This window comes from Stenotrophomonas maltophilia group sp. RNC7, from assembly GCF_030910085.1.
GTDB classification, from domain to species: Bacteria; Pseudomonadota; Gammaproteobacteria; order Xanthomonadales; family Xanthomonadaceae; genus Stenotrophomonas; species Stenotrophomonas sepilia.
Genome location: NZ_JAVFVN010000698.1, coordinates 23899 through 40072 on the forward strand (window position 1 = coordinate 23899; position 16174 = coordinate 40072).

Sequence of the window (16174 nt, forward strand, 5' to 3'; positions counted from 1 at the left end):
CGTGGCCCGGCGCTGACGGATTGTGCTGCGGCATGAAGCGCAGCCGAGCGTGGGCTCGGCTCTACAGGTCCGTGCTGCCCCGGGACGATACAATCGGCGCCATGCACGTCTACCTGCAACATCCCGACGCCGGTGCGCAGGCACCGCGCTTCCTGCGCCTGAGCCTGCAGCCGGACCTGTTCGGCGGTTGGGAGCTGCTGCGCGAGAGCGGCCGCGTCGGCAGCCGCTCGCAGCTGCGGCGCGAGCTGTTCCTGCAGGCCGACGACGCCCGCCACGCCTTCGAGAAGGCCCGCGATGCCGAACTGCATCGCGGCTTCCAGATCCTTTCGCACGGCGACTGACGCCGCTGCTCCTCCCGTCCAAGGAATGCCCATCGTGACCAGCCCTCTCCGCAACGATCGCCTGCTGCGCGCCCTGCGCCGCGAACCGGTGGACTGCACCCCCGTCTGGCTGATGCGCCAGGCCGGCCGCTACCTGCCGGAGTACCGCGCGACCCGGGCCAAGGCCGGTAGCTTCCTGGCCATGGCCAAGACCCCGGAGATCGCCTGCGAAGTCACCCTTCAGCCGCTGCGCCGGTTCCCGCTGGACGCAGCCATCCTGTTCTCGGACATCCTCACCATTCCCGATGCGATGGGCCTGGAGCTGTACTTCGTCGAAGGCGAAGGCCCGAAGTTCCGCCACCCGGTACGTGATGAAGCGGCCATCGCCAAGCTGGCCGTGCCGGACATGGAGCAGGACCTGGGCTACGTGATGGATGCGGTACGCCTGATCCGCCGCGAGCTGGACGGCCAGGTGCCGCTGATCGGCTTCTCCGGCAGCCCCTGGACGCTGGCCTGCTACATGGTGGAAGGCGGCGGCAGCAAGGATTTCGCACGCATCAAGGCGATGGCGCTGAACCATCCGCAGGCGCTGCACCGCCTGCTGGAGGTCACCACTGAAGCGGTGATCGCCTACCTCGGTGCGCAACGCGCGGCCGGTGCGCAGGCGCTGCAGGTGTTCGACACCTGGGGTGGCGTGCTGTCCCCGGCGATGTACCGCGAGTTCTCGCTGCGTTACCTGCAGCGCATTGCCGAGGGACTGGAGCGTGGCGAAGGCAGCGGGCGCACGCCGCTGATCCTGTTCGGCAAGGGCACCGGCCTGCATCTGGAAGCGCTGTCGCAGACCGGCGCCGATGCGCTGGGCCTGGACTGGACGCTGGACCTGGACGAGGCCATGCGCCGCACCGGTGGTCGCGTCGCCCTGCAGGGCAACCTCGACCCGACCACGCTGTACGCCTCGCCGGATGCGATCGCCACGGCCGCAGCGCGCGTGCTCGACACCTATGCCGCCGGCAACGGCGGCTCGCGCGAAGGCCATGTGTTCAACCTCGGCCACGGCATGTCGCCGGACATGGACCCGGCGCACGTGCAGGTCCTGGTCGACGCGGTGCACGCGCACAGCCAACGCTGAGCATTCCGCATGCCATCACGGCGCGATGTTGATCGCGCCGTGACCCGCAGTGCGCGATCATGGCGGCCCCCACGCTGCACCGGCCACACCCCATGTCCACATCGCCATCGACCTACAACCGCCAGCGTCCCCTGCTGTGGCTGGTGTCCCTGGCGATTTTCATGCAGATGCTGGACTCGACCATCGTCAACACGGCGTTGCCGGCGATGGCGGCCAGCCTGGGCGAGAGCCCGCTGCAGATGCAGTCGGTGGTGTTCAGCTATGCGCTGGCGGTCGCCACGTTCATTCCCGCCTCGGGCTGGATCGCCGACCGCTATGGCACCCGGCGCACCTTCCTGGTGGCGATCATCCTGTTCACCCTCGGCTCGCTGGCCTGCGCGTTGGCCCAGCACCTGCACCAGCTGGTTGGCGCGCGCGTGCTGCAGGGCATCGGCGGTGCGATGCTGCTGCCGGTCGGCCGGCTGGCGGTGATGCGCTCGGTGCCGCGCGAGGATTTCCTGCGCGCGATGAGCTTCATCGCCATCCCCGCGCTGGTCGGCCCGCTGATCGGCCCGACGCTGGGCGGCTGGCTGGTCGAGATCGCCTCATGGCACTGGGTGTTCCTGATCAACCTGCCGATCGGCGTGATCGGTTTCATCGCCGCGATGAAGATCATGCCCGACCACTACGCCAGCCATCGCACCCGTTTCGACCTGCGCGGCTACATCATGCTGGCCTTTGCGATGGTGGTGCTGTCGCTGGCATTGGACGGCATCTCCGGACTCGGCACCCCGCACGCGCTGGTGATGCTGATGACGGTCGCGGGCCTGGCTGCGCTGGTGGGCTACTGGCTGCATGCCGCCAATTCCACCGCGCCCTTGTTCTCGCTGGCCCTGTTCCGCGTACCCAGCTACCGCATCGGAATCCTCGGCAACCTGTTCTCGCGCATCGGCAGCAGCGCCATGCCGATGTTGATCCCGCTGCTGCTGCAGGTCGGCCTCGGTCTGGGCCCGATGAACGCCGGCCTGATGATGGTACCGGTGGCGGCCGCCGGCATGGTCTCAAAGAAACTGGCAGTGAAGCTGGTCGAACGTTACGGCTACCGCCGCGTGCTGATGACCAACACCGTGCTGGTGGGGCTGGCAATGGCCAGCTTCATCCTGATGACACCTGGCCAGCACCTGGCCTGGCGCCTGGTGCAGCTTGCATTCTTCGGCGCGGTCAATTCACTGCAGTTCACCGTGATGAACACCGTGACGCTGCGCGACCTTGACCGCGAATTCGCCAGTTCCGGCAACAGCCTGCTGTCGATGGTGATGATGCTGGCCGCCGGTTTCGGCGCCGCGGCGGCCGGCAGCCTGCTGGCCGCGTTCGGCAATCACCTGGACAGCAACAGCGCGACCGCCGCGCTGCATGCCACATTCCTGTGCGTGGGCGCGATCACCCTGACCTCGACGATGATCTTCTGGCAGCTGCCTGACACCAAGCCCGAACCGCGGCAGGTCGAGCACGTCGCGGAGTGAGGGTGGTTCGGCAGGGCCTGCGGCCCTGCACCTGCGGTAGTGCCGGCCGCTGGCCGGCAACAGCAACAACCAAAGCGGCATTCCGTGGGTTGGCGGGGCAGTGTCGCAGTGCGGGGACGCCGCAAGTACGTGCTTGTAAGCTTGGCAGCCGCATCCATGCGGCTGACACCCCGCACTGCGACACCGCCCCACCTCTGACAGACTCCGGCGGCTCTTGGTAGGTGTCGACCTTGGTCGACACATCTGTCAGATATCGAAATCGATCTGGGGTCAGATCCGTTTTTCTACGGGAAACGGATCTGACCCCACGCCATTTCGACAGCACGCAGAATTCTGTCGAAGGCGGGGTGGGTCCGCAGGCCCTGCAGAACCTACCTACCCGTGACCCTGGCGATCGCTTCCACCAAGAGCTCACCAGTCACCGGCTTGCGCAGGAAGCCGCCGATGCCGGCCGCTTCCACCTGCTGCTGCAGGTCCGGATCGGTCCTCGCGGTCACCGCCAGCAGCGGCAGCATGTAGCCCTGGTTGCGCAGGTGCTGGGCCAGTTCGAAACCACTCAGGCCCGGCAGGTCCAGATCCAGCAGGCCGACATCGAAATCGCCGGCACTGATCTCGCGCAGCGCCGCCAGCGCATGGCCGGCATGCACCACCTCGTGGCCGCGTGCGCTCAACAGGCCACGCACCACGTCGGCCACGGTGGCGTCATCCTCGACCAGCAGCACCCGCAGCGGCGGCATGTTCGCCGCTTCGTCGCGATGCCCCTCGGCCGATGCCTCGGCATCGCTGTTCACCACCAGCGGCAACGGCAAGGTCACGCCGAAACAGGTGCCCCGGCCCAGCTGGCTCTCCACCTGGATCCGCCCCTGCATCGCATGCGCCAGCTCGCGGCAGATCGCCAGGCCGAGGCCACTGCCACCGTACTGCGCCGCGGTACGTGCACCGTCGGCCTGCTCGAAGCGACGGAACAGGCGCTGCTGCTGTTCCTGGCTGATGCCCGGGCCGGTATCGCGCACCTCGAAGTGCAGCGCGCGCAGCTCGCCATCGCAACGTGCGTGCAGGGTGATGGTGCCGCGGCTGGTGAATTTCACTGCGTTCGACAGCAGGTTGAGCAGGATCTGCCGCACGCGCATGGCATCACCGGTCGCCTGCAGGCCCGGCGGCAGCTGGTTGTCGAGGACGAAGCGCAGGCCCTTCTGTGCAGCCAGCGGGCCCATCAGCGCCGCCAGATCCTGCAACAGGCCATTCAACGCAAACGACTGCGACTGCAGTTCCAGGCGCCCGGACTCGATCCGCGCCAGGTCCAGCGCATCGTTGACCAGGTGCAGCAGGTGCTCGCCAGCATGCCGGATCGACTGCGTGTAGCCACGCTGCTGCGGGTCCAGTGGCGAGGCCAGCAGCAGCTCGCTCATGCCCAGCACGCCGGTCATCGGCGTGCGGATCTCATGGCCAAGGTTGGCCAGGAAGCGGGTCTTGGCCGCCGACGCCTGCTCGGCCAGTTCCTGCTTGTGCAGCGCCAGCTGATAGGCGTGGCGCCGCTGCAGGCGGCGTCGGTACAACCAGGCAAACCAGCTGGTCAGCAGCAACCCGACCGACGCCAGCACCAGCAGGCCGGACAGGCTGCGCCACCACGGCGGCTGCACGCGGAATTCCAGGCTCTGCACCCGCGACCACACATGGTCGGCCGAGCGGGCCTGTACTTCCAGCCGGTAGCTGCCCGGCGCCAGGCGCGAGAACAGGCGCTCGCCGGCCGGGCCGACTTCGACCCAATCGGGGTCGTAGCCGGCCAGGCGGTAGCGGTACGTATTGGACGCCGAGTCGGCGAAGGACAGCAATCGCGCGACGATGCGCAGGTCGCGGTCGCCATCGGCGATCTGCAACGGCGCATCGTGGGTCATGTCCAGCACCTGCTCGTTGCGGCGCACTTCCACCCGCTCGATCACCAGCGGGGCGCGACGGACCGAAGGCCGTACCTGCTCCGGGTCGAACACCACCGCGCCCGCTGCCGTTCCGGCCACCAGGTGGCCATCGGCCGCTGCGATCAAGGTGTGTTCGCGGAATTCCTGGCTGGGCAGGCCGTCGTGCACGCCGTACAGGCGCACGCTCTGCCCATCGGCACTGACGCGTACCAGGCCGCGTGCGCTGGTCGCCCAGGCCACGCCCTGCGCATCCACCACCAGGCCGGAGGCGGAGATCGCCGGATAGCCCTGTTCGGCACCGACCACCGCCTGCCGTTCCAGCCGCCCCTGGCTCCAGCGGTAACGGGACAGTCGACCATCCTCGGACAACCAGACCTGACCGTCACGGCCCACATGCAACGCATGGATCGCCGTTGCCGGCGCGCCCGGCACCGGCTGGAAGCGCTCGCTTTCCGGCAGCCACTGCAGCAGGCCACGGCTGCTGGCCAGCCAGATGTGGTCCTGCGGCCCGCATTCCACATCAAGGTTGAGCTGGCCCTGCTGCAGGCCGCGCTGGCCATTGTCCAGCTGGCGCCGCACGTGGCCGTCGAGGTCGCGCTGCTGCAGGCCTGCGGGCAGCATCAACCAGAGGCTGTCGCCGTCGCAGGTCATCATTGCTTCGACCACCCCTTCCATCGCCGCATCTGCACCGGCATCACGGCCCCAACGACGCAGTTCGCGCCGTTGCGGGTCGTAGCGCACCAGCGCATCGGTCGATCCAATCCAGACCTGCCCACGCCGGTCCTCACGCACCGAGGTCAACCAGTGCATGCCGTTGACCCAGGTGCGATGCTGCTCGATCCTGCCGGTCTTCGGATCGAAGCGGTCCAGCGCGCCATGGCTGCCCACCGTCCAGACGCCGCCGTTGCTGGAGGGGCTGGTACCCAGCACGAGTGCATTGCGCAGCGAGCTGGGGTCGTCCTCCAGGCGCGACAGCACCGAGAACTGCCACCAGCGTGGCAGCAGGTGCCACAGCCCGGCATTGGTGCTGGCCAACCAGATGCCACCTTCGCGGTCCTCGTAGGCACCGGTCCAGTTCGACCGTACCGGACCGCGCGCGATCGCGCTGTACAGCGGCACGGTCTGGTACTGGCCATCGACCGCACGCCCCAGCCCGGTGCGTGTATCCAGCCAGTGCCCGCCCTGCTCGTCGCGCAGCATCATGCCCAGCACCTGCTCGCCCGGCGGCAGCTTCCACGGGGGGGCTTCGAAGCGGCCATCCGGGCGGCGCACGGTGGCGCCGGCCATCGTGCTGATCCACAGGCTGCCATCCGGCTCGGCGGTCAGCCCGTTGATCAGCAGGCTGGGGATGATGTCCGTACCGACACGCTCGAAGTCGGTCCCGGTCCAGCGCGCCACGCCATGCTTGGTGCCGATCCACAGGCTGCCATCGGCCAGCGTGGCCAGGTAGGGCACCGACGACGAAGGCAGGCTGCGCGGATTGTTCGGCTCGGGCAGGAAGCGCTGCAGGCGATCCTGGCTGTCCAGGCGGTACAGGCCGCCTTCGTGGGTACCGAACCAGATCGAGCCATCAGGCGTGCTGGCCAGGCTCCAGACCGTGTTGGTACCCATCAACGGCTGGCTGCTGCGGTCGTAGAAGTGCAGCTGGCGGCGGTCGGCCGACATGCGCACCAGGCCGGCGTTCTCGGTGCCTATCCACAACTGGTTGCGGGCATCGACCAGCACCGTCCAGATGCGGTTGTCACGCAGTCCATCCTCGGAACGCCACACGCGGTAGGTGCGGCCGTCATAGCGGGCCAGGCCATCGTTGGTGGCGATCCACAGGTAGCCGTAACGGTCCTCGGCCATGCGGTTGACGGTATTGGACGGCAGGCCATCGAACACCGTCACCTGCCGCGGGCTCGGAGGCACCGGCTGTGCCGCAGCGGGCAACGCGCAGCACAGGAGGACCAGCAGCAGCATCGCCGCCCGCAGATACACCACCGATTGCCTCCTCACGCTGGTCCTGATGATTCCCGCGCTGCGGGCGTCGGCATGGTAAACCGAAAGTCGCGCCGTTCACGCCCGGCGTCGGCGTCGTCACGCAGTCGCCTGTCGTTTCGCGCGCGCCTGGGCGATGGCCGTCACCAGCAGGTCGCCGGTCACCGGCTTGCGCAGGAAGCCATCGAAGCCTGCGGCCAGCACCTGGGTTTCGGCATAGGCATCGGAACGGGCGGTCACCGCCACCAGCGGCAGTTCATAGCCCATGGTGCGCAGCTGGCGGGCGATGGCCGTACCATCCAGCGCGGGCAGATCGAGATCGAGCAGGCCGACGTCGAAACCATCGGTGGCGATCTCCGACAGCGCACCCAGGCCATGCAGCACGTGGACCACCTCATGCCCGCGCACGCGCAGCAGGCCGGCGATGACCTCGGCCACCGTGGCATCGTCCTCGACCAGCAGGATGCGCAGCGGCGGCAGTTCCGGCAGGGCCGCCACGTCGCCTGCACTGTTGGCGGCCTGGCGCGTCCAGGGCAGGGGCAGGCGCACGCGGAACCGCGCGCCCTTGCCAGGCTGGCTGTCCACTTCGATGCGCCCCCCCATCGCCACCGCCAGTTCCTGGCAGATCGCCAACCCCAGGCCACTGCCGCCGTAGCGCGACGCGGTACGCGGGCCGTCGGCCTGTTCGAAACGATGGAACAGGCGCTGCTGCTGCTCGGCGTTGATGCCCGGGCCGCTGTCATGGACTTCGAAACACAGGCCGCCCTTTTCTTCCAGGCGTACGGCCAGGCCGACGTGGCCGCGCTCGGTGAATTTGATCGCGTTGCCGAGCAGGTTCAGCAGGATCTGGCGCACGCGCATCTCGTCGCCACTGACACTGATCGGCCCGGGCGGGTCTTCGCCGCGCTGGAACACCAGCTGGCGTTGCTGCGCCATCGGCTGCATCAGGCCCTGCACCTGGTCCAGCAGCTCCCCCAGATCGAACGGGCGCAGGTCAAGCTCCAGCCGCCCGGCTTCGATCCGGGCCAGATCCAGGGCATCGTTGACCAGCCGCAGCAGATGGCTGCCGGCCTGCTGGATGGACCCGGCGTAGCCGCGCTGCACCGGATCCAGCGGGGTCGCCAGCAGCAGTTCGCTCATGCCCAGCACGCCGGTCATCGGCGTGCGGACTTCGTGGCCCAGCGTGGCCAGGAAACGGCTCTTGGCCTGCGAGGCCTGCTCGGCCAGCTGCTGCTTGTGCACCGTCAGCTGCCATTGCTGGCGGCGGCGCAACCGCGCGCGGATCGACCAGACCAGAACCACCAGCAGCAACGACCCCAGCAGGACGTAGCCGAATATCGCCATGCCGCTGCGCCACCACGGCGGCAGCACCTTCACCTGCAACTGCTGCGAAGGCGTCCACGTGCCCCGGGCAGTCGCAGCCTGCACCTCGATGACATAGCGGCCGGTCGGCAGCCGCGACAGGGTGCGCTGGCCATCGCCCCCCTGCTCCACCCAATCCTGGTCGTAACCCTGCACGCGGAAGCGGTACCGGTTGCCCTGCGGGCTGGCATAGGACAGCAGCCGCGCATCGATCTGCAGATCGCGGTCGTCCGGTCCCAGCAGCAGGGTGCCGGTGAGCGGCAGCGGTTGCCAGCCGCGTGCGTCGTCGCGCCGCACACGCACTTCGGCGATCACCAGCGATGAAGGCGGCAGCACGGTGTCGTCGGCATTCACATCAAAGGCGACCAGGCCGGTCTGGGTAACCGCCAACACGCGGCCATCGGCATTCACCGCAGGTGGCCGACCGGTGAACTCGGCATCGGACAGGCCATCGCGTTCGTTGAACTGTTGCAGGCGCCGCGTCTTCGGGTCCCACCGCAGCAGGCCGCGCGGCGTCGTGGCCCAGAGCTGGCCATTGTCGGCCAGCGCCAGCCCCCCCATGGTCACCGGCGGCACGCCCGCACTGCCGTCGATGCGCTGGATCAGGCGCAGGCTCATGCCATCCCACTGGTAGCGCTCGAAGGCGCCCTGGCGCGCCAGCCACAACTGCTGCGGATCGATCCATACCAGATCGTAGATCGGGCCGCGCGACACGCCGGGCACTGCCTCGAAGCGTCCGGCCTGCTCACGCCAGATGCCCATGTCGCCCATCACCCAGGGCCGGCCATGGGCGTCGAAGCGGATCTGCTCGATCGGCGCATCGGCCGTTCCGCGGAAATGTTCCAGCGGATGACTGTGCAGCAGCCGGCCCTCTGCATCGCGCTGCTGCAGGTCCAGGCCCATCACCGACACCCACACCGTGCCATCAGGGGCCTGCCGCATCAGGTCGATGCGCTGGCGCAGGTCGGCACTGCCATCGATCCGCAGGTCACGCAATGCGCCGGTGGCCGGATCGTAGACGGTGATGCGGCCGCCGCGTCCCAGCCACAGGCGACCATCCGGGCGCGGCAGCACCGACCACACCACGCCGTTGCCGAGCTGCCGGTCGCTGGCCAGCAGACGCAGAGTGCCCTGCGCATCGAGCTGGTACACCCCTCGCGCCGAGCCGACGTAGTAGTTCTTCCCGTCGCTGGCCGCGCTCAACAGGTACTGGCTGTCCAGGGGCTTGCCGTCGAGCTGGTTCCAGATCGAGAAGCGCCGCCAGTCCGGTGGCAGATAGGCCAGGCCCTGGGTCAGCAACGCCACCCACAGTCCGCCCTCGTGATCCTGCAGCAGGTCAAGCACACCGCTGTGCGCGGTCAGGAAGCCGCTGCCGCGGTCCCCCTCCAGGCGGCGCAACACCGCCGCATCCCCTCGCAACAGGCCATCGGAGGTACCCGCCCAGTAGCCCCCCTGGCGATCGGCCAGGACCAGGGCCGACCGCAGCTGGGCACTGTCGGCCCATCGCGGGCGACTGACCCGGTCCTGCCCATCGATGCGGTAGAGGCCATCGTTCTGGCTGCCTACCCAGATCGAACCGTCTGCATCACGGCTCAACCGGAGCACGCTCAGCCTACCCAGTTCCCGCGCGGCCACCGGCTCGAAGCCGCTGCCGTTCCAACGCGCCACACCGGCTTCAGTGCCGACCCACAGGCGGCCCCGCGCGTCGACCAGGCTGGTGAAGATGCTGTTGCTGGGCAGGCCACCCGGGTGCGCCGGATCATGGGTGTAGAGGCGCACGCTGCCGTCTTCGCCGAAACGGCAGACGCCATGGTTGTTGGTCCCGATCCACAAGGCGTCTTCGACATAGGCCAGTGCCCAGAACTGCCCCTGGCAGGTGGAATTGACCGTATCGAAGGTCTGGAAGCGTTCGCGGTCGGCATCCAGGCGTGCCACGCCCTTGCCATTGATGCCCACCCAGACCCGGTCCAGCGGGTCGATCAGCAGGGTCTCGATCTCGTTGCCTGGCAACGAGCCCGGCTGTTCCGGGTCGTGCTCCCAGACCCGCAGGCTGTTGCCGTCATAGCGGGCGAGTCCACCATCGGTGGCGGCCCATACGTGGCCCTGGCGATCCTCGGCCAGCGCCACCACCATGCGAGACGGCAAGCCTTCGGCGGCACCGAAGCGGCGCAGGCGTGGTGTTTCTGCCATGTGCAGGGTCGCAGCCGCCGTGGCCATCGCCACCAGCAGCAGTCCCATACCTGCGATGCCACGGCACCACAGGCGCCAGCCGCTCGTCATCCTGAACCCCCTGTCCTGCGCCGATTGTCACACAGGGCCGGGGTCATGGCTGCAACAGCCTGTTTCCAGCGGCGGCACCACCACGAACTGTTGCACCCATGCACGCAACGTTGGCAGGGGGCTGTGCGTATGATCGCAGCGTCCCCTTCCGGAGCCCGCCATCGATGCGTCCCTGCCTGGCCCTGCTGCCGATGCTGCTCGCCACCGCCCCTGCCTGGGCGGCCGCTGACACCTATCGCCTCGATCCGGTGCACACGCGGGTGCTGTTCTCGATCGACCACGCAGGCTACTCGCAGGCCATGGGCACGGTATCGGGCAGCGAAGGGCGCGTGCGGTTCGATCCCGACAACTGGCGCGACGCCACCGTGGAAGTGGATATCCCGGTGTCGCGACTGGACCTTGGTGATGCCAAGTGGAACCAGGCCACGTTGGCCCGCAGCCTGCTCGACGGCGAGCGTTTCCCGACCGCGCGATTCGTCTCCACCATGGTCGAGCCGATCGATGCCAGGCGCGCGCACGTGTCCGGCACGCTGACCCTGCGCGGGGTCAGCCAGGAAGTCACGCTGGATGTGACCCTCAACGCCATCAAGCGCTACCCGCTTCCCCCGTTCCGACGCACCGCCGGTTTTTCCGCCAGCACCACGCTGAGCCGGCGCGCGTTCGGCATCACCGCCTGGCCGGGCGTCATCGGTGATGCAGTACAGCTGAGGATCGAGGCTGAAGCCACCCTCGACCGCAGCGACGCCCCGGGAACTCCCGCTCCCGTTCCGCACTCCGACCCCAAGACGGCCCCCTAGAGGACCCCTCATGACCGCCAAGAACACCCCCGCCGCCTGGGGGAGTGTCAGCCAGATCCTGCATTGGTTGATCGCACTGCTGATCCTCGCCCTGGGCGTGGTCGGCCTGACCATGGGTGAACTGCCCAAGACCCCGAAGTACTTCTGGGTCTACACCGCGCACAAGTCGATCGGCATCACCGTGCTGGCGCTGGTGCTGTTCCGCCTGGGCTGGCGCCTGTACGCCGGTGCACCGAAGCCGGTGCCTGGCGTGCCCAGCTGGCAGGAGCGCATCGCCAGCGCCACCCACGTGCTGCTGTACGTGCTGATGTTCGCCATCCCGCTGTCGGGCTGGCTGTACGACTCGGCCAGCGGCCTGCGCCCGTTCCGCTGGTTCGGCCTGGTCGACGTGCCCAAGCTGAGCGGTCCCGACCCGCAGGTTGTCGCGGTATCGCATGCCATCCACGAATACGGCTTCTGGCTGTTGATCGCGGTGGTGCTGGCCCATGCCGGCGCTGCCTTCTACCACCACCTGTTCCAACGCGATGCAACGCTGTCCCGCATGTTGCCGCGCGGCTGGCTCGCCTCCCCTCAGAAGGACTGACCGATGAACCTGAAACTGACCACTCCGGCCGCCGTGGCCGCCACCCTGGCCGGCATGCTGGCCACCGCTCCGGCACTCGCTGCCGATTACGCGCAGGCTCCCGGCGCCGGCTCGATCCTGGTGTTCGCCACCAAGTACGACGGCGAAGTGTTCACCGGCAGCTTCCCGGGCTTCGCCACCAAGCTCAGCTTCGACCCGGCCAACCCGGCCGCCGGCTCGCTGGACGTGGTGATCCCGCTGGCCGGTGCCAAGAGCGGCAATAGCGACCGCGATTCGACCCTGCAGGGTGCCGACTTCTTCAATGTTGGCAAGTTCGCCACCGCACGCTACACCGCCAAGGGCTTCCGCGCGGTGGGCAACGACCAGTTCGCCGCCGATGGCACACTGGAGCTGCGCGGCGTCAGCAAGCCGGTCACGCTGACCTTCACCTGGAAGCCGGGCACCCAGCCGGTGCTGACCGGCAAGGCCACGGTCAAGCGCCTGGACTTCGGCGTCGGCGGCGGTGACTGGGCCGACACCAAGACCATCCCGGACGAAACCGCGATCAGCACGATCGTGAAGTTCGACGCGAAATGAGCGATGGGCCGGGGCACGGCTCCGGCCGCATCCTGTAGAGCCGAGCCATGCTCGGCTGCCGTCCAGGTCGCGCTGCGCGCGTCAGCCGAGCATGGCTCGGCTCTACAATGAGCTTTCAGCCAACCACGCCTGAACCGTGGCGGCGTCGAACGGCCAGTCCAGCTCGCGGTCGCCGCGCTCGTCACGCAGCACCGGCACCCGCGTGCCATAGCGCGCTTCCAGCGCCGGCTGGTCGTCCAGGAACACCGATTCGAACTCCGGCGCCCGTGCCCTGGCCAGCTCGGCCAGGGCCATGTCGCACAGGTGGCAATCGTCACGTTGGATAAGGGTCAACACCGGCCGGGCTCCCGTGGCGGAAATGCTGCGCCGCAGCCATGGAAGTGCGGCGTGAACCGCTAGAATAGCGATCTCTTCCGGTACCCGCAGTACGGCAACCATGGCTGTCAGCACGTTCGACGTTTTCAAGATCGGCATTGGCCCGAGTTCCTCGCACACCGTCGGGCCGATGAAGGCCGCCGAGCGATTCATCCATCGCTGGCTGCTCGACCCGGGTCGCCTGCACGAGGTCGCGCGCATCCGCGCCGATGTCTATGGCTCGCTGGCGCTGACCGGCCGCGGCCACGGTACCGACAAGGCGATCCTGCTGGGCCTGGAAGGCCAGCGGCCGAACCTGATCGACCCGGACATCATTCCGGCCACGCTGGAGCGCATCCGCAGCAGCAAGCGCATCCAGCTGATGGGCCAGCACGAGATCGCCTTCGACGAGAAGCGCGACCTCGGCATGAACAAGCGCCAGAAGCTGCCGTACCACACCAACGGCATGCGCTTCACTGCCTACAACGCCGACGACGAAGTGATCGCCACCCGCGACTACTACTCGGTGGGCGGCGGCTTCGTGGTCAACCAGGACGACGCGGCCGATGATCGCATCGTGCCCGACGAGACCCCGCTGCCCTACCCCTTCAAGAGCGGCGATGAGCTGCTGGCGCAGACCGCGCGCAGCGGCCTGAGCATTGCCCAGCTGATGTTCGAGAACGAGAAGTGCTGGCGCAGCGAAGACGAGATCCGCGCGCAGCTGCGCGAGATCTGGAGTGCGATGCAGTCGTGCGTGGCGCGCGGCATCCGCGAGGAAGGCGTGCTGCCGGGTGGCCTGAAGGTGGGCCGTCGTGCACCGGCGCTGTACCGCGAGCTGTCGTCGAAGCCGGAAGCGGCGATGCGCGACCCGCTGACCACGCTGGACTGGGTCAACCTGTACGCGCTGGCCGTGAACGAGGAGAACGCGGCCGGTGGCCGTGTGGTGACCGCGCCGACCAACGGTGCGGCCGGTGTGCTGCCGGCGGTGCTGCACTACTTCGACCGCTTCTGCCCTGGCGCGAACGAACAGCGCGTGTTCGACTTCCTGCTGACCTCGGCGGCGATCGGCATCCTCTACAAGGAAAACGCCTCGATTTCCGGCGCCGAAGTGGGCTGCCAGGGCGAGGTTGGCGTGGCCTGCTCGATGGCGGCCGGCGGCCTGGTCGCGGCACTGGGTGGCAACCCCAGCCAGATCGAGAACGCCGCAGAAATCGGCATGGAACACAACCTGGGCCTGACCTGCGACCCGATCGGTGGCCTGGTGCAGATTCCGTGCATCGAACGCAACGCGATGGGCGCGGTGAAGGCGATCAATGCCTCGCGCATGGCGATGCGTGGCGACGGCAAGCACAAGGTGTCGCTGGACAAGGTGATCAAGACCATGCGCGATACCGGCCGCGACATGCAGGACAAGTACAAGGAAACCAGCCGCGGTGGCCTGGCGGTGAACGTCATCGAGTGCTGATTCGCTGCACCCTGCCGAAACAGGCAAAGGGCGGCCATCGGGCCGCCCTTTGTCTTTCAAGCGCGGCGTGAATCAGCGCGCCAGGCCCAGCACCGACACGTTGCGGAAGGTGCTTTCGCCCACCACGCGCACATACCAGGTCCCTGCCTGTGGTCGACTGACCACGATCACCTCGGTAGAGCCCGCACGGCGCGAGCTGTACGGCGCACTGCCAACGTCGGGTGCTGCACCCCGTGCCGCATACAGGCTGACATCGCCGGAACCACCCAGCGTGCGTAGATTGAGCGTGGTCGCCCCCGCCGGCACGTTGATGGCGAACAGCAGCGACTGCCCGTTCACGCCGCTCTGGCCGTCCAGACGGATGCCGTTCTGCAGCTCGGGAATCGGCAGTGCCGGCAACGGCTTGCCCTGAGCCAGCAGGACCGCGCGATGGGCATCGGCAATGCCGGCGCCGATCGGCTTGCCGTCTTCCGGGGGCTGCGGGAACGGACGCGCCGACGCCACCAGGATGTCACGCACCTGGTCGGGGGTCAGTGGCCCCCGGCCGGCCTCGACTGCAGCGGACTGCATCAATGCCACGATGGCTGCGATGTGCGGCGCAGCCATAGAAGTACCCTGGTAACCGCCCAGCACCGGCTGGCCGAGCGGCGCCTGGGTGCCGGCATCGATGGTGGACCAGATGGCGCCGCGGGCCGGTGCCGGCCCGCTGTCGATTTCGCCGCCCGGCGCAGCGACGGTGACCGACGCACCATAGTTGCTGTAGCCCGCACGGCCCCCCACGTAGTTGGTCGCGCCGACGTTGATCACGCCCTTGCAGCTGGCAGGCGAGAAGCCGGCGGCATCGATGTTCGAATTGCCAGCGGCGACCACCACCGTGGTACCACGGCTGCGTGCATAGTCGATGGCCGCCTGCGCTTCAGGGTCCTCGCTGCAGGCACCGAAGCCGCCCAGGCTGAGATTGATCACGTCGGCTGGCGTCGGGTTGTCCGGCAGGCCATCGATATGCCCACCGGCGGCCCAGTAAATGCCGTCGGCCACGTCCGAGCTGGTACCACCGCAGGTGCCCAGCACGCGTACCGGCTGCACCTTGGCACCATAGGCTGCACCCGCGATGCCCAGCGCATTGTTGGCCACTGCGGCCACCGTACCGGCCACATGCGAGCCATGCCAGCTGCTGGTGCCAACACCACAGTAGGAACCATCACTCCAGTCGCCCGGGTCATGCGGATCGGCATCACGGCCGTCGCCATCGCCGGATCCGACGCCGCCCTGTTCGCCCGCCAGCGATACCATGTCATAGCCAGCAATCACATTCGCATCCAGGTCCGGATGCTGCAGGATGCCGGTATCCAGCACCGCTACCACCACGCCCTCGCCGGTGCTTTCAGCCCAGGCGCCCGGTGCGTGGATGCCACCGATCGTGTTCAGCATGTCCCACTGGTGGGACGGCAGGCGAGGGTCGTCTGGCAGGCTCTGCAGCGGATACATGCGGCGATCGATCTGAGCGTACTGCACCGCCGGGTCCAGGCGGAGCTGCTGAAGCAGGCGTGCGCTTTCATCGGAAGACAGCAGGCGTGAAACGGAGACCACTTCGGCGCCGAGGCCGGTACGGCGCTGGACCTTCAGCGTCGGCGCTGCGCCTGCGCGGGCCGGCAGGCTGCGTGCCATCGCCGCTGCCAGCACCCCATCGACGAAACGACGGTCGCGTGCATCGGCCATGCCCGGCTTGAACTTCACGATGAAGCGATCATTCGCCACCGATGTCAGGGGCTTCAGCGGGCCAACAATCCTGGCCGGCTGCAGAGGAAGTGGCGTGGCAGCCGGCGCCGAAATCGAAGTCAGGCCCAGGGCCACAGCACCAGCCAACAGGCCAGCATGCAACGGAAGCTGCTTTTTCATGTTTGTCTCCA

General features: G+C 68.1%; 11 protein-coding genes. 7 read left to right on the forward strand and 4 right to left on the reverse strand.

What is annotated here, in order from left to right; all coding sequences use genetic code 11:
• Positions 1-101: 101 nt before the first annotated feature.
• The 3 genes from RCF13_RS14855 to mdtD all read left to right on the forward strand — a co-directional run bounded on the left by RCF13_RS14855 (position 102) and on the right by mdtD (position 2951).
• Positions 102-341 (forward strand): WGR domain-containing protein, encoded by a 240-nt coding sequence (locus RCF13_RS14855; protein ID WP_053498927.1) that lies wholly within the window; start codon positions 102-104, stop codon positions 339-341.
• A 25-nt stretch (positions 342-366) separates the two neighbouring features.
• Positions 367-1449 carry a uroporphyrinogen decarboxylase gene (hemE, locus tag RCF13_RS14860; RefSeq protein WP_154351240.1) on the forward strand — a complete coding sequence of 361 codons (1083 nt, stop codon included), beginning with the start codon at positions 367-369 and terminating at the stop codon, positions 1447-1449.
• A gap of 92 nt (positions 1450-1541) precedes the next feature.
• On the forward strand, positions 1542-2951 hold the full coding sequence (mdtD, locus tag RCF13_RS14865; protein WP_005418383.1) for a multidrug transporter subunit MdtD: 1410 nt from the start codon (positions 1542-1544) through the stop codon (positions 2949-2951).
• Positions 2952-3322: 371 nt separating this feature from the next.
• Here mdtD and RCF13_RS14870 read toward each other — a convergent pair whose 3' ends face one another.
• Positions 3323-6850: a hybrid sensor histidine kinase/response regulator gene (locus tag RCF13_RS14870; protein ID WP_134967759.1), complete on the reverse strand. Its 3528-nt coding sequence runs from the start codon at positions 6848-6850 to the stop codon at positions 3323-3325.
• A gap of 96 nt (positions 6851-6946) precedes the next feature.
• Entirely contained in the window at positions 6947-10489 is a 3543-nt protein-coding gene (locus RCF13_RS14875) for an ATP-binding protein (RefSeq protein WP_134967760.1), read from the reverse strand.
• Between the two features lie 164 nt (positions 10490-10653).
• Here RCF13_RS14875 and RCF13_RS14880 point away from each other — a divergent pair, with 164 nt between their 5' ends.
• The 3 genes from RCF13_RS14880 to RCF13_RS14890 are packed head-to-tail and all read left to right on the forward strand — an operon-like array spanning position 10654 to position 12445.
• A complete protein-coding gene (locus tag RCF13_RS14880) occupies positions 10654-11286 on the forward strand; it encodes a YceI family protein (RefSeq protein WP_061478870.1) in 633 nt (210 codons plus the stop codon).
• Positions 11287-11296: 10 nt separating this feature from the next.
• Positions 11297-11869 carry a cytochrome b gene (locus RCF13_RS14885; RefSeq protein WP_005410672.1) on the forward strand — a complete coding sequence of 191 codons (573 nt, stop codon included), beginning with the start codon at positions 11297-11299 and terminating at the stop codon, positions 11867-11869.
• Positions 11870-11872: 3 nt separating this feature from the next.
• Entirely contained in the window at positions 11873-12445 is a 573-nt protein-coding gene (locus RCF13_RS14890; protein WP_134967762.1) for a YceI family protein, read from the forward strand.
• A gap of 102 nt (positions 12446-12547) precedes the next feature.
• On the opposite strand, the gene RCF13_RS14895 is transcribed toward RCF13_RS14890, so the two are convergent.
• On the reverse strand, positions 12548-12781 hold the full coding sequence (locus RCF13_RS14895) for a glutaredoxin family protein (protein WP_053499620.1): 234 nt from the start codon (positions 12779-12781) through the stop codon (positions 12548-12550).
• Between the two features lie 100 nt (positions 12782-12881).
• Between RCF13_RS14895 and RCF13_RS14900 the strand changes: the two genes are divergently transcribed.
• Positions 12882-14264 carry an L-serine ammonia-lyase gene (locus RCF13_RS14900; protein WP_049415888.1) on the forward strand — a complete coding sequence of 461 codons (1383 nt, stop codon included), beginning with the start codon at positions 12882-12884 and terminating at the stop codon, positions 14262-14264.
• 72 nt (positions 14265-14336) lie between these two features.
• On the opposite strand, the gene RCF13_RS14905 is transcribed toward RCF13_RS14900, so the two are convergent.
• Positions 14337-16163: a S8 family peptidase gene (locus tag RCF13_RS14905; RefSeq protein WP_181357843.1), complete on the reverse strand. Its 1827-nt coding sequence runs from the start codon at positions 16161-16163 to the stop codon at positions 14337-14339.
• Between the last annotated feature and the right edge of the window lie 11 nt (positions 16164-16174).

Coding starts and splice junctions, on each gene's coding strand:
- RCF13_RS14855 (WP_053498927.1), top strand. CDS start 102: ATGCACGTCTACCTGCAACATCCCGACGCCGGTGCGCAGGCACCGCGC.
- hemE (WP_154351240.1), top strand. CDS start 367: ATGCCCATCGTGACCAGCCCTCTCCGCAACGATCGCCTGCTGCGCGCC.
- mdtD (WP_005418383.1), top strand. CDS start 1,542: ATGTCCACATCGCCATCGACCTACAACCGCCAGCGTCCCCTGCTGTGG.
- RCF13_RS14875 (WP_134967760.1), bottom strand. CDS start 10,489: ATGACGAGCGGCTGGCGCCTGTGGTGCCGTGGCATCGCAGGTATGGGA.
- RCF13_RS14880 (WP_061478870.1), top strand. CDS start 10,654: ATGCGTCCCTGCCTGGCCCTGCTGCCGATGCTGCTCGCCACCGCCCCT.
- RCF13_RS14885 (WP_005410672.1), top strand. CDS start 11,297: ATGACCGCCAAGAACACCCCCGCCGCCTGGGGGAGTGTCAGCCAGATC.
- RCF13_RS14890 (WP_134967762.1), top strand. CDS start 11,873: ATGAACCTGAAACTGACCACTCCGGCCGCCGTGGCCGCCACCCTGGCC.
- RCF13_RS14900 (WP_049415888.1), top strand. CDS start 12,882: ATGGCTGTCAGCACGTTCGACGTTTTCAAGATCGGCATTGGCCCGAGT.
- RCF13_RS14905 (WP_181357843.1), bottom strand. CDS start 16,163: ATGAAAAAGCAGCTTCCGTTGCATGCTGGCCTGTTGGCTGGTGCTGTG.